The following is a 12,549-nucleotide window of genomic DNA, read 5'->3' as shown; positions in this document are numbered from 1 at the left end:
TTGAAGTTGCGAATTTAATGAATTATTGCTCAGATAAAAACAAAGTGTTTAAAAAATGTTGTAAAAAAGAGGTGTTTGTTGAATATACTTGATTCAATAATAAAACCCTGCACTTGGCAGGGTTTCGTTATTTAAAATTTTTATTTAGCTTCAGCCATACGCTTTAGTATTGCCCATTGTTTTAAGGCTGTTCTTGCTTCAACTGCGGGGTAACCAAGCATTACTTTGCCAGGATCCACATCGCCGGTTACACCGGATCCAGCTCCAATGGTAGCTCCGCTGCCAATTGTTGAGTGGTCTTTAATAGATGCGCTTCCGCCAATGATTACCCCATCACCAAGCGTTACAGATCCGGCAAGGCCGCTGTTTCCGGCCATGATACAGAATTTTCCAAGTACGCTGTTGTGCCCTATTTGTACAAGATTATCAATTTTGCAACCATCACCTACAATAGTAGAGCTGAATTTACCACGGTCAACACAAGCATTGGCGCCAATCTCTACGGCGTTACCAATAATTACATTGCCTATCTGAGGAATTTTGGCCAGTCCCTGCTGTGGACACGGTCTGAAACCGAATCCATCTGCTCCAATGGTCGCATTAGGGTGAATAATGGAATGTGAACCTATGTGGCAACGCTCTCTTACAACAGCTCCCGACCACAATACGGTTTTATTGCCAATGGTACATTCATCCAGTACTGTAACATTAGGATAAAGTATAGTATGGTTTCCGATTTTTACATTTGGACCTACATAACATCCGGCACCAATTTTTGTACCTTCTCCTATAACTGCTGTTTCGTGTACCACGGCAGTAGGATGTATCTCTACTTCAAAAGCTGGATGTGCAGGTGCAAAAAGTTCTAAAACTTTAGACATCGCTAAGTCTGCGTTATTAACTTTTATAAAAGCCCTGTTCTCTCCGGGTTCTATAGCTATATCTGAGTTTACTACGGCAACCGATGCTTTAGAATCGGTCCATAGTTTTTCATATTTTTTGTTTCCAATGAAGGAAATCTGATGTTCTTGTGCCAGCTCAAGCTGTTCGGGCGACAAAATCAGGTTGCTGGTAGAGCCCACTAATTCTCCATTCAGCAATTCGCTAATTTCTTTAACAGAATACGATTTCATAATGTATAGATATAATTGTTTGTTTGAAGATTGTTTAAAAATACATATTCTAAAATGTTAATTTTTTAACAACCGGTGTAAATATATAAATAAAATACTATGCAGTACTATAATCGTATCTTTTATATCATTATTATGGCTTTTTGTTATTAACTATAATACAAATGGTGTGCCAATAGATTTTTATTAGTTGATTTTGTGATTGTTAAAAATGAATAAGTCCTGCGAAAGGCAGGACTTATCTAAGTTGTGTTTGTTTGTGATTAACCTACTAAAGCGGCTGATAGTGTAATTTCGGCTTTTAATAATTTTGAGACAGGACAAATTTCTTTCGCTTTTTGAGCTGCTGTCTGAAAATCCTGTTCTGTTATGCCCGGAACACTTGCTTCCAGTTTCAGGTGTATTTTAGTTATAGTTCCATCTTCAAAAGTAACCTGCGCTTCGGTATCAAGGTTATCGGCTGTAAAACCGGCTTCGTTTAAAAGGAAGCTTAACTGCATGGTGTAGCAACCGGAGTGTGCTGCTGCGATAAGTTCTTCAGGGTTTGTACCTACACCGTCTGCAAAGCGGGTTTTGAATGATAATTGTGCGTTATTAAGAGTTGTACTTTCGGTAGAGATTTTACCTGTACCTTCCATTCCTGTACCTTTCCAGTTTGCGTTTGCTTTTCTTGTAAATTTCATGATATTAGTTTTTAAAAGTTGTTTAAATTATTTTCTTAATTGTGATAAAGTTATTTCAATTTTTCGGTTAAAGCATTAGTAGCCTGTTTAATTGCAGCTCTTGGTGCCGGAGTTTTTGTAATAGGGTTAAGCATTACAAAATCGTGTATTGTACCTATGTATCGTGTAGCGGTAACTTTAACGCCTGCTGCATTTAGTTTTTTTGCATATGCTTCGCCCTCATCACGAAGTACATCATTTTCAGCAGTGATTACCAAAGCTTCAGGAAGTCCTTTCAGTTGTTCGATGTCGGCACGGAGAGGAGACGCTGTTATTTGAGCGCGGTCTGCTTTGTTTGGAGCATACTGGTTCCAGAACCAAACCATAGCATTAAGGGTTAAAAAGTGTCCGTTGGCAAATTGCTGGTAAGATGCGGTATCGAATCCTGCATCTGTAACAGGATAGAACAGTAACTGAAAGTCAATTTGAGGGCCTTTGCGCTCTTTTGCCATCAGGGTTACTGCAATTGCCATGTTTCCACCTACGCTGTCACCACCTACGGCAAGTTTATTTGTGTTCAGGCCTATTGATGCACCGTTTTCTTTTATCCATTTGGTTGCTGCATAAGCTTCCTCGTTAGCCTGAGGATAACGGGCTTCGGGAGTAGGTGTGTAGTTAACGAATACTACTGCAATTTTAGCTCCTACTGCAAGTTCTCTTACTAATCTGTCATGAGTAAAAGAATCTCCAAGTATCCATCCGCCACCGTGAAAGTATACAAGAGCAGGTAATTTTTCTTTTACCCCTTTTGGTTTTGTGATTCGAATTGAAACTGTTCTGCCGTCCTGAGTAATTGTGCGGTCTTCAATATCTGCCGGTAGTTTTTCATAGTTTCCGGTTTGTGCATTTATAAGTACGTTTCTTGCGTCCTGAATAGAAAGTTCATATAGTTGCGGACCTGTACCGCTATGAACTGCTTTAAGAAATTCTCTTGTGTTTTTTTCGATGCTATAGCTTCCTGTTATAGATGGATCTGTTTGTGCTGTAGCGGCAGTTACTCCAAGTAATGCTATTGCTGATACGATTAAATTTTTCATTGTATAATAATTTAGGGTTATTGTTTCATTTTGATTGGACAAAGATATTTCAGGTATCGTATATAAAACAAATTAATAATTTTGTACTTTTATAAAATAAATTTATAATAATGACTATACAACAGCTACGCTATATTATTGCCCTTGACGAACATCGTCATTTTGCCAAAGCAGCAGAGGAATGCATGGTAACGCAACCCGGACTTACAATACAGCTAAAGAATCTGGAAGAGGAAATAGGTATAAAAATCTTTGACAGGACCAAGGTACCTTTAAAACCAACATTGCTTGGTAATGAGATTATAAACAGGGCTAAGCGTGTGCTGAATGAGGCTGAGGCAATCCGGAATTTTGTTGTGAACCAAAAGAATGATCTGGAAGGGGCAGTAACACTTGGAGTGATCAGTACGCTATCGCCTTATCTTATTCCGCAGTTTATTAAAGCAATGAAAGCGATAGTGCCTGATATGTATTTTAATATAAAAGAGGCGGGTACAGGTCAGTTGATTCATGGACTTCAGAATGGTGAGATCGATATTGCTTTGATGGCTACACCTACAGGAATGACGGGTTTAAAAGAGTATCCGGTTTTTGATGAACCCTTTGTAGCTTTTTTAAATGCAGGGCATCCATTAGCAGGACAGGAATACTATGAGCTGAATATGACGGATAAGCCAAATCTTCTTTTGCTGGAACATGAATATTGTTACAATGCCCAGATGCTTGATATTTGTGACATGACCGATGATAAGAGGAAAATAGACGGTCAATTTAATTATGATATAAATTCTATTGAAACACTTAAGAATCTTGTGCGCGCCGAACTGGGTTTTGCAATTATACCGCAGCTCTCTGTTGTGAACGAGAGGGAGGATACTTTGTTTAAACCATTTAAAGAGCCTGTTCCGGCAAGGGAAATTAGCCTTGTGACTTCTGATATTTTTTCACGTAAGTTATTGCTTGAAAAAATGAGTCATGCTATTTGGGATTGTCTGCCTGAATCAATAAAGGAAAATCACGGGTACAGGAAAATACGCTGGAATGACTCTCCTTATTTTATCAATAAAACAGCAGGTTTTTTATAATTTTTCCAAAAAGCTGCTTACAGCTGTTGTCCACTGCTGGTTGTAGTGGGTAAGATAATTTTCATGTCCTGCTAAAGGGAAAGTAACTAATTGTTTTTTACCTTTTATGTTTCCGAAAATGATATCTGTTTCTTCACTGCTAACGCGATTGTCTTTTTCACCATACATCAGTAATGCAGGGCAAGAGACCTTTTTAGCATACTCTTCGGGATTGAGATTAAAAGCCAAGAAACCGTTTTGGAGTCCGCCCCAAAATACCAGCATCCCTGCCATTGGGAATGTAGGTGCCTTCATAACTTTAAAACGGGCGCAAACTGTTTTATACATCGAGCCAAAAGGACATTCAATGAGTATTGATGCAGGAGAAATAGTATAGTCATTTAATGCTTTTAAAATAGCAACAGCTCCCATTGAAGTGCCAAAGAGGTGGATGTTCTTTTCGCCTGTTTTAAGAATATAATCGTAACATGATTTTACCTGCTGTGCTTCAAAATAGCCAATGGTGGTGGTATTTCCTTCAGATCCTCCTGATCCCATAAAGTCTACAAGAAGTGTGTTGTAGCCCATTGCAATAAATTTATCAGATTTATCGATCAGTTGCGATTTGTTGCCGCCATAACCATGAAAAAGTATTACGGTTCCTTTTGTATTTGGCTTAGTTATGCTCCAGCATTCTATTTCCTTGTTGCTTTTTATTCTTATGGTTTTGTAGGGTTGCGAAGGTTTTTTGGTATTGACAGGGCGGGGATTGTCTATTCCTAAAAATAAGACTCCTGCCTTTTGTGCAGCAGTAAGCGAGTTTGCATCTGTCTTTTTAGTGACTTTATTAGAGAAATGGGTGAGCTTATAAGAGTGGAAGAATGCAATTACATTCATTAAAATGAAAATAATGGCAATAAATCTTAAAAGTCTTTTGGTGAATTTTGAACTACTGTTTGTGGTCATAACATTTAAAAAAGTTTTGATTTAAGCTAAAATTCCCCCTTTTGTAAATGTAAAGAAAATATTGAATGTGTCTATAGAATAAAAAACCACTCTTAGTGAGTGGTCTTGCTTTTATTCGTTCTTATTTTTATCTATAAGTTTTGCCATATTAGCGTTGAATGTGGTCTGGGCTGTGCCTAATTCAGCGAAAAACTCATTATCGGCATTCACTGCTGCGGCTAAAGCTTTCTGTAACACTTTTTCACCCTCATTTGTAAGTCTGATAATCTTTGCACGGGTATCGGTAGGATGCTCGTGGCGTGTTATAAATTTTTTATCCTGGAGCGTACGCAGCACTTTAGATACCATCATTCTGTCGGCATTGCTTTGTCGGGCTATGTCAATCTGGGTGACTGAGTCGCTTTTTTTAGAAAGCCAGCCTAAAGCGGCCAGTAATGCAAGTTGTGTCTGTGTAAGGTCTAGCGGATCCAGTGCTTTTTTTTGCTTACGCTGCCAAAGCATGGCTAATTGCCCGAGCAGATACCCGGGACTGTCATTTGGGCTACTAAAATGAAAATTAATTTCTTCAGGCATAATCGTATTGCGGCATTTAGATAGATAATAACCAAAATCCGGTATCGGTTTTCAAAGTAAGTAAATCGGAATGGATAACCCAACTATGTTTAAGTAAAGATTTTGATTTTGTTTTACTGTAAAAAAACAGACTTTTTTATATAGCATTCAGAAAGGTAAGCTTGTAGCCGTCAAGATCTTTTACGTGGAATGCTCTGCCAAAAGGGGTATCGATTAAAGGTCCGGCAGTAGTTATGCCTTCAGCAATATATTTTTCTCTTAATTCGTCTACAGTTTCGTCAACAGCAAACCAGATGGCAACGCCAATACCAAGCTCTTTTTCTTCAAGAGGCTCAAGAGGTGTGCGGATAGCAAAACTTGCTTCTCCCTGATTGTATTTAAATACGCAGGCCTGAGGGTTGGTTGTTCCGATTTCAAAGCCTAATTTTTTCTCATAGAACTCTTTTGAAGCTTCCAGATTTTTTACTTGTAGCGATGCAAATGTTAATTGTCTCATCTTTTAAAATTTAATTGTTGTTGCAAATATAGTATATTCGACAACAATACTTGTGTGAGTTGATTTATTTTTTTAGTTTGAATTTTTTAAGTTGATTGAAATGTTGTTTAGAAATAGAAGGAGAGAAGAGAATAAGTTTTTAATCTTATTGAGGAAGACTTGTAAATGCTGTCTTGATATAATATTAACAATAGTTTTGATAATGGTTAAGGATATAAAACAAAAAAACCACTCGATTGAGTGGTTTTCTGTTTGTGATTGCGACAGGATTCGAACCTGTGACCGCCTGCTTAGAAGGCAGGTGCTCTATCCAGCTGAGCTACGCAACCCGAATCCTTCTGAATTCTCATTGTTTTTTTGTCGGGGTGGCAGGATTCGAACCTGCGACCTCCTGGTCCCAAACCAGGCGCGATGACCGGGCTACGCTACACCCCGAAAGAAGCGGAGAGACAGGGATTCGAACCCTGGCGACGTTTGCACGCCGACAGATTAGCAATCTGCTCCGTTACCACTCCGGCACCTCTCCTCTTTCAAAAAAGCTCAAAAGTTTTACCCTTTTTGCGGTTGCAAATGTAGTAGATGATTCTATTATCTGCAACTATTTTTAAAGGTTTTTTTGATTTTTTTGTAACGTTTACTTAAAGTCTTTAACAGTCAGTACTATAGTGAAAGTATTTTTTTTGAAAAAATTATCGGATACACTTCAGGTTATTGATAAAATAGGTGTCCGGACTATATTTTTCTTTCATGTTTTCACTGTTCAATTCTGATTTCACCGGGTAGTCTACGGTTTCAGTTGCATATTTTACCCTGATAAATGAGATTGAATTTTTTTCAAGTTCTTCAAGAGAACCTTTTGTAAAAAGGAAACTTCCTGTCAGTACTCTTATATTATTCTTTTCGTTATTGTCATAAATAAGGCCTGAGCACTGCTCTTCGGTAGCACTGATAAGTGTTATTATCTTCCCGTTGGTAAGCTGAATATATATTTTTGATGTCTTGTCTATGCAAAATACTTTTGGGAACTCCTTACTTTTTGCCAGTAACTGAAAGTTTAGTACCGGTACGCCTTCATTGTTTGACATTGAAAAGAACATAAACTGAGATGTACCTGCAAATACTTTTTCGTACATAAGGTAATCTTTTGTTGATTTTAGTTCTTTACCATCGCCATTACTAATAATAGTAAATTCGCAGTCTTTGTTTTGTGCCGTTGCAGCTAGGCCAAAACCCAATAAAGCCATTAATAAGAGTTTCTTCATTTTGATTTGAATGTAATTGGAGGCCAAATATAATCAAAATGAGAGTGGTTGTTACTTTTTGCTTAAAGGATTGTCATCTCATTTAAAAATGTAATAGCTTTGATATTCCATCATCTAAATCTAAAAATTGCCTTATGACCAAAACATTATTTGTGTTTCCGGTATTGCTTCTTTCGGGAGCGCTTTATTTCTGTACCAAAGAGAAAAAAGAATATACTCCTGTTAATGCAATTACTACTGAAAGAACACCTCAGGAAAATTACCAGAACTATTGCAGCGGTTGCCATGGCGAAAAAATGGATGCTTTTGTAGACCGTGGATGGAAACATGGTAATACACTTAATGATCTTGTAAAGGGGATTACAAAAGGCTATGAAGATGAGGGTATGCCTGCTTTTGAAAAAACATTCAGCAGGGCGGAGATAGAAGAGCTAGCCGATTATATACTGAACGGTATTAAAAACAGGGCTGCTTATGATTTTGAAACAGTTCCTAAAACAGGAATTTTTGAAAGCGAAAAACTAACAGTTAAACTCGATACGGTGGCTACAGGCCTTGCTGTTCCCTGGGGGATGGCTTTCCTGCCAGACGGCAGTCTGCTGGTTACTGAAAGAAGTGGCAAGCTTTATCAGGTAGAAGACAGAAAGAATTTAGAAATCAAAGGTGTTCCCGAAGTTCTTGCCAAGGGGCAGGGAGGATTACTCGATATTGTACTCGATCCTGAGTTTGTAAAAAACCGATTGGTATATTTTTCATATTCAAAACCAAAAGGTAATCTTGCAACTACTGCCGTAATGCAGGCGAAGCTTGAAGGGAACAGGCTTACTGGTCAAAAGGTGATTTTTGAAGCACTGCCTTATGCCTCAACTCATCATCATTATGGAAGCCGTCTGGTTTTTGATAGTAAAGGCTACCTGTTCATATCAGTAGGGGAAAGAGGAAATGAAAAGGAAAATCCTCAAAGTCTTGAAAATTCACTTGGCAAGATTCACAGAATAAAAACTGACGGTTCAATTCCTACAGATAATCCTTTTAAGGATAAGTCAGGCAAACCTACGTCGCTGTATTGTTATGGTAACCGTAATCCGCAGGGAATGGCGCTAAATCCGTTTACAGGCGAATTATGGGAAACAGAACACGGTCCGAGAGGAGGAGATGAGATAAATATAATAAAACCGTCTGCTAACTATGGTTGGCCGGTTACAAGTTATGGTATAAATTATAACGGAACTACAATTACCGATAAGACTACCGCACCTGGTATAGAGGAACCATTATTATACTGGCTGCCTTCGATAGCGCCTTCAGGTACAGCTTTTGTTACGGGAGACCGTTATAAACCATGGAAAGGAGCCTTACTGGTGGGATCTTTACGTTTTAAATACCTTAACCTTTGTTATCTTGACGGGTACAAAATCACAGGACAGGAAAAACTACTTAAAAACATTGGGCGCCTTCGTGATGTCCGCATGGGGCCCGATGGTTATATTTATGTAGCTGTCGAAGATAAAAAGGGTTCAGTATTCAGGCTGGTGCCTGTAAATTAAGCTTTAGAACACACTAAAACCACTTTTTCATTCTGATTGTTTGTGGTGAAGAAAGCATAAGTATCACCGCCGTCTTTGATTTTCCATTTTTTTCGGATGTCTTCAACCGAAAGAGGGAAGTTGCGTGTGGTAATATTCATTTTTTTACCTTCTAAAGGCTTCATTTCTGCTTTTTGGTACGCAATGATCTCGTCAATAACAAATCGTCTGCCTTCAAAGCTAATGAGTTGGTCGGAAGTATATAGTTGGGTGTGCCTGTGCAATTTGGTAATGTTGTAATGATGTGCCACGGCATCAAACGCTCCGGATTTCATTATGGCGGCATTAGGCTCGTAAAGGTATTTTTTAGGTGAAGAATATGGAGCTTCATCTGCAGGTTCATACGACGTCCTGAAAATATCTTCGCCATCTTTTACCAGATTGACGGCTATTAGTGTCGGAGTGCTTCTGAATCCTTTTTCAAGAACCCACAACAGTTCTTTTACTTCGTTGTTCAATGCGACAATGTGTATTTCTTTTACCGAATGCAATTCGCTTAAACCCGCACTTATATCTAATATTGGTGCAGTTTTAATAAGTATGTTGTGAGTGCGCTTAAGATATTTTTCGAGCAGATCAGGTACATTAGGCAGGCAATCTTTCAGCATAAAAACTTTCCCTTTAGCATCATTGCGTCGGGAAGGGTCAATGTATATCCAGTCCCAGTGTTTGTGTTCTATATCTAATGTTTGGGTACTGTCGCCCGGCATACATTCAATATTATCAGCCTTAAGGATTTCAAAATTATGTTTTGCGATTGACGAAAGGTGGATGTCCTGCTCGCAGTGCATAACTTGTTTTACTCTTTTAGAAAAGTAGTAATCGTCAACTCCAAAACCACCGGTCAGGTCAATAAGGCTTTCGCCTGAAACGAGCCCCGACTTATATCTGGCAGTAGCTTCTGATGAGGTTTGTTCCACCGATATTTTTGAAGGATAAATGATGTTGCCAGCTTCAAACCAGGTAGGAAGTTTGTCTTTTGCTTTTTCACGGGCAGCAACCTGTCCAATTATTTCGGTCCAGTCTGTATCCGGAAACGGATTTTTTTGCAGGGCAAGTGCAGTAACAGGTTTGCCGGTATTGTCTTTTATAAACTGCTGAATGTCTTGTTGTAATAATTTGTGTAAAAGCAAAACTATAAGTCTTTGGTAAGTATTTTAACAACCTGATTCTCGGGAAAAAACTCTTTGGCAACGACTTTAATAGTAGTGTATACAGGAATTGCTATAATCATCCCAAGTATGCCAAACAGAAATCCGCTGGCCAAAATTACTATAAATATTTCAAGCGGATGCGAATTTACACTGTTCGAAAATATAAGCGGTGACGTAATGTTGTTATCTATAAACTGGGCAACGCAATAGCCAATGAAAACATATAATGTTGTTGAAAGCATTTCTCCTTGAGATTCAGGCCCGATGTTGCCTAATAATGTAAGTATAATAACAAGAATTGATGAAATAAGCGGTCCAATGTAGGGGATGATGTTAAGTAATGCGGTAATAAAGGCAATTATAAAAGCATTTTCTACACCAAAAATAAGCAACACTATCAGGTAACATATAAACAGGCAGGCCATCTGAACTATAAGTCCGATGAAATAACGGCTAAGCATTTCGTTTGTTTTTCGAAAAGAGTTGATAATCTTTTCCTCGTGGGCATCAGGAAGCAGTTTTTTTACTGATTTCTTGAACAATTCCTTATCCTTAAGGAAAAAGAAAGTAATGAAGGTTACCGAAGCAAGTCCGATACCAAATCCGCTAACAATATTGATCAGGATATTGATAAAGTTAGGGATGAAATTAAGGTTTATATTTGACGCTAAGTCGGAGTGTTTAATTAGTTTATCGGTGTCTATATTAAAACCTGCAAGGTAATTTTTTATATGCAGGAACATATCGTTAAAATCCTTTTCCATCTGTTGGGTATCTAACAACGAAAGGTTTTGACCCTGCGATATAATAAGCGGAACGAATAGCATAATAAAACCGGCAAGTAACGCAATCATAAAAACTAAAACTGTAGCAACAGCAGGGGTATGACTGAATTTACATCTCTTTTTAAGAAAATCGACCATTGGAGAAGCGATAGTGCTTACTATCAGTGCGATAAACAGGTAAAGAAGTACTGTTTGTATTTTAAATAAAAAATATAATAAAAGGCAGCAGCCTAAAATAACAGCCAGTGCGCGCAATATTCCGTTAGCAATAGTTTTAGATGTCAGCATGTTGGTTTGTTTTATGCTACCGAATTTAAGAAAAAAATCAAAGCAATATTGTTTAAATAAGACTTTACGGTATAAAAAATGCCTTTAGTTATTAAAGGCATAGTTTACTATGTTGGCCCCCATTCTAAGGGCTTTTTCGCGCACATCTTTTGGGTCGTTATGTACTTCAGGATCTTCCCAACCATCACCAAGATCGGTTTCAACGGTATAGAGCACTACCAGTCTCCCTTCAACAAAAATTCCCCAGGCTTGTGGTGGCTTGTTATCGTGCTCATGTATCTTGGGGATACCCTGCGGAAAAGAGAAAGGGCCTTTGAAGATTTCGTGGCTCGCAGGTACAGCTACCAGTTCTTTGTCCGGAAATACCTTTACCAGTTCCTTTCGGATATACTTATCCATACCGTAGTTATCGTCAATGTGGAGGAAACCGCCCGAAGTAAGATAGTTTCTTAGGTTGATGACATCACTATCACTAAAAACCACGTTTCCGTGCCCTGTCATGTGGATGAAAGGATAAGAGAATATATCGGCACTTGATGGGTCTACTGTCGCAGTCTTGGGATTTATTTTGGTGCGGATGTTCTGGTTGCAGAATTTAGCAAGGTTAGGCAATGAAGTAGGGTTACCATACCAGTCGCCACCACCGGAGTATTTAAGTACTGCGATTTCCTGAGCACTAAGCAGGGCAGGAGCAAGCAGTAATGTATAAAGTAATTTTTTCATGAGTAATGATTGTGGTGTAAATATAGTTTTTCTTTTGTCTTGAAACAAAAGAAACAATCCCGATAGCTATCGGGACAAGGCTGAACTCCTTAGGCTAAAAATTATTTCATTAGGCTAAACCATCCGAACTCGCCTTTGGCTCAAACAGCGGATGCTTCTTGACGCCTCACTCATAATTTTCTTAACGCCACGGAGCCTAATACCTAAGCTTCACTCGGAAGTAATAGTAACTGAAAACTGAGACTGAACACTGATTTACTCCCTTAAAATCTTCTCCATCGCTTTTCCTTTGGCAAGCTCGTCAATCAATTTATCTAAATAGCGAATTTGCTGCATTAGTGGGTCTTGAATATCTTCAACGCGATAGCCGCAAATTACCCCGGTAATTTTTGAGGCATTTGGGTTTATTTTTGGGGCACTAGTGTAGAAATCCTCGAAATTGGTTTTCTTGTCAAGAATTTCCTGTAATGCATTTGCATCATAGCCTGTCAGCCAAAAGATAATTTCGTCTACTTCAGCTTTGGTGCGGCCTTTTTTCTCTGCTTTGGTAATGTAATGAGGATATACATTGGCAAATGACATTTTCAGGATTCTTTCGTAATTTTTATCTGTCATAATTTTTCCGTTTAATTTTTCTTTTGTCTTGAAACAAAAGAAACAAAAATTCAAGGCTCTGACTCCTTAGGCTAAAAATTATTGCGTTCGGCTAAACCATCCGAACTCGCCTTCGGCTCAAACAGCGGATGCTTCTTAACGCCTC

The 12,549-nt window shown here is 38.4% G+C and carries 13 protein-coding genes and 3 tRNA genes; 2 read left to right on the top strand and 14 right to left on the bottom strand.

Annotated features, from left to right (window positions below; translation table 11 throughout):
• Positions 1–140: 140 nt before the first annotated feature.
• The 3 genes from lpxD to ACFSR3_RS16305 all read right to left on the bottom strand — a co-directional run bounded on the left by lpxD (position 141) and on the right by ACFSR3_RS16305 (position 2,892).
• The gene (gene lpxD / locus ACFSR3_RS16315; protein ID WP_379822504.1) at positions 141–1,133 is read right to left on the bottom strand and encodes a UDP-3-O-(3-hydroxymyristoyl)glucosamine N-acyltransferase; all 993 of its coding nucleotides are present in this window, start codon (positions 1,131–1,133) and stop codon (positions 141–143) included.
• Positions 1,134–1,396: 263 nt separating this feature from the next.
• Complete coding sequence (locus ACFSR3_RS16310; RefSeq protein WP_114757217.1) at positions 1,397–1,816, bottom strand: OsmC family protein; 420 nt, start codon at positions 1,814–1,816, stop codon at positions 1,397–1,399.
• 50 nt (positions 1,817–1,866) lie between these two features.
• Positions 1,867–2,892, bottom strand: coding sequence for an alpha/beta hydrolase (locus tag ACFSR3_RS16305; RefSeq protein WP_379822501.1), 1,026 nt, complete (start codon positions 2,890–2,892; stop codon positions 1,867–1,869).
• 110 nt (positions 2,893–3,002) lie between these two features.
• Between ACFSR3_RS16305 and ACFSR3_RS16300 the strand changes: the two genes are divergently transcribed.
• Positions 3,003–3,977: a hydrogen peroxide-inducible genes activator gene (locus ACFSR3_RS16300; protein WP_379822500.1), complete on the top strand. Its 975-nt coding sequence runs from the start codon at positions 3,003–3,005 to the stop codon at positions 3,975–3,977.
• Here ACFSR3_RS16300 and ACFSR3_RS16295 read toward each other — a convergent pair.
• The 7 genes from ACFSR3_RS16295 to ACFSR3_RS16265 form a co-directional block, all read right to left on the bottom strand.
• Positions 3,972–4,922: an alpha/beta hydrolase gene (locus ACFSR3_RS16295; RefSeq protein ID WP_379822498.1), complete on the bottom strand. Its 951-nt coding sequence runs from the start codon at positions 4,920–4,922 to the stop codon at positions 3,972–3,974. The genes ACFSR3_RS16300 and ACFSR3_RS16295 overlap by 6 nt on opposite strands.
• 111 nt (positions 4,923–5,033) lie before the next feature.
• Positions 5,034–5,495 (bottom strand): MarR family winged helix-turn-helix transcriptional regulator, encoded by a 462-nt coding sequence (locus tag ACFSR3_RS16290; RefSeq protein ID WP_379822496.1) that lies wholly within the window; start codon positions 5,493–5,495, stop codon positions 5,034–5,036.
• 136 nt (positions 5,496–5,631) lie between these two features.
• On the bottom strand, positions 5,632–5,991 hold the full coding sequence (locus ACFSR3_RS16285) for a VOC family protein (protein ID WP_379822494.1): 360 nt from the start codon (positions 5,989–5,991) through the stop codon (positions 5,632–5,634).
• 255 nt (positions 5,992–6,246) lie between these two features.
• Positions 6,247–6,320: transfer RNA gene (locus tag ACFSR3_RS16280), tRNA-Arg, on the bottom strand.
• 31 nt (positions 6,321–6,351) lie between these two features.
• A tRNA-Pro gene (locus ACFSR3_RS16275) sits at positions 6,352–6,426 on the bottom strand.
• A gap of 7 nt (positions 6,427–6,433) precedes the next feature.
• Positions 6,434–6,517, bottom strand: a tRNA-Ser gene (locus tag ACFSR3_RS16270).
• A 163-nt stretch (positions 6,518–6,680) separates the two neighbouring features.
• Positions 6,681–7,253, bottom strand: a complete 573-nt coding sequence (locus ACFSR3_RS16265) for a hypothetical protein (RefSeq protein ID WP_114757220.1) — start codon at positions 7,251–7,253, stop codon at positions 6,681–6,683.
• 134 nt (positions 7,254–7,387) lie between these two features.
• Between ACFSR3_RS16265 and ACFSR3_RS16260 the strand changes: the two genes are divergently transcribed.
• The gene (locus ACFSR3_RS16260; protein ID WP_379822492.1) at positions 7,388–8,800 is read left to right on the top strand and encodes a PQQ-dependent sugar dehydrogenase; all 1,413 of its coding nucleotides are present in this window, start codon (positions 7,388–7,390) and stop codon (positions 8,798–8,800) included.
• On the opposite strand, the gene ACFSR3_RS16255 is transcribed toward ACFSR3_RS16260, so the two are convergent.
• From ACFSR3_RS16255 to ACFSR3_RS16240, 4 genes are all read right to left on the bottom strand, one after another.
• Positions 8,797–9,972, bottom strand: coding sequence for a THUMP-like domain-containing protein (locus ACFSR3_RS16255; protein ID WP_379822490.1), 1,176 nt, complete (start codon positions 9,970–9,972; stop codon positions 8,797–8,799). The genes ACFSR3_RS16260 and ACFSR3_RS16255 overlap by 4 nt on opposite strands.
• A gap of 2 nt (positions 9,973–9,974) precedes the next feature.
• Positions 9,975–11,066 carry an AI-2E family transporter gene (locus ACFSR3_RS16250; RefSeq protein WP_379822488.1) on the bottom strand — a complete coding sequence of 364 codons (1,092 nt, stop codon included), beginning with the start codon at positions 11,064–11,066 and terminating at the stop codon, positions 9,975–9,977.
• Positions 11,067–11,150: 84 nt separating this feature from the next.
• Positions 11,151–11,789, bottom strand: a complete 639-nt coding sequence (locus ACFSR3_RS16245) for a DUF4159 domain-containing protein (protein WP_114757224.1) — start codon at positions 11,787–11,789, stop codon at positions 11,151–11,153.
• A 255-nt stretch (positions 11,790–12,044) separates the two neighbouring features.
• On the bottom strand, positions 12,045–12,404 hold the full coding sequence (locus tag ACFSR3_RS16240) for a DUF2200 domain-containing protein (RefSeq protein ID WP_379822486.1): 360 nt from the start codon (positions 12,402–12,404) through the stop codon (positions 12,045–12,047).
• Positions 12,405–12,549: the final 145 nt, after the last annotated feature.

Source organism: Flavobacterium suzhouense (assembly GCF_042684765.1).
Classification (GTDB): Bacteria; Bacteroidota; Bacteroidia; order Flavobacteriales; family Flavobacteriaceae; genus Flavobacterium; species Flavobacterium suzhouense.
This window is presented reverse-complemented; position numbering and strand designations above follow the sequence as displayed.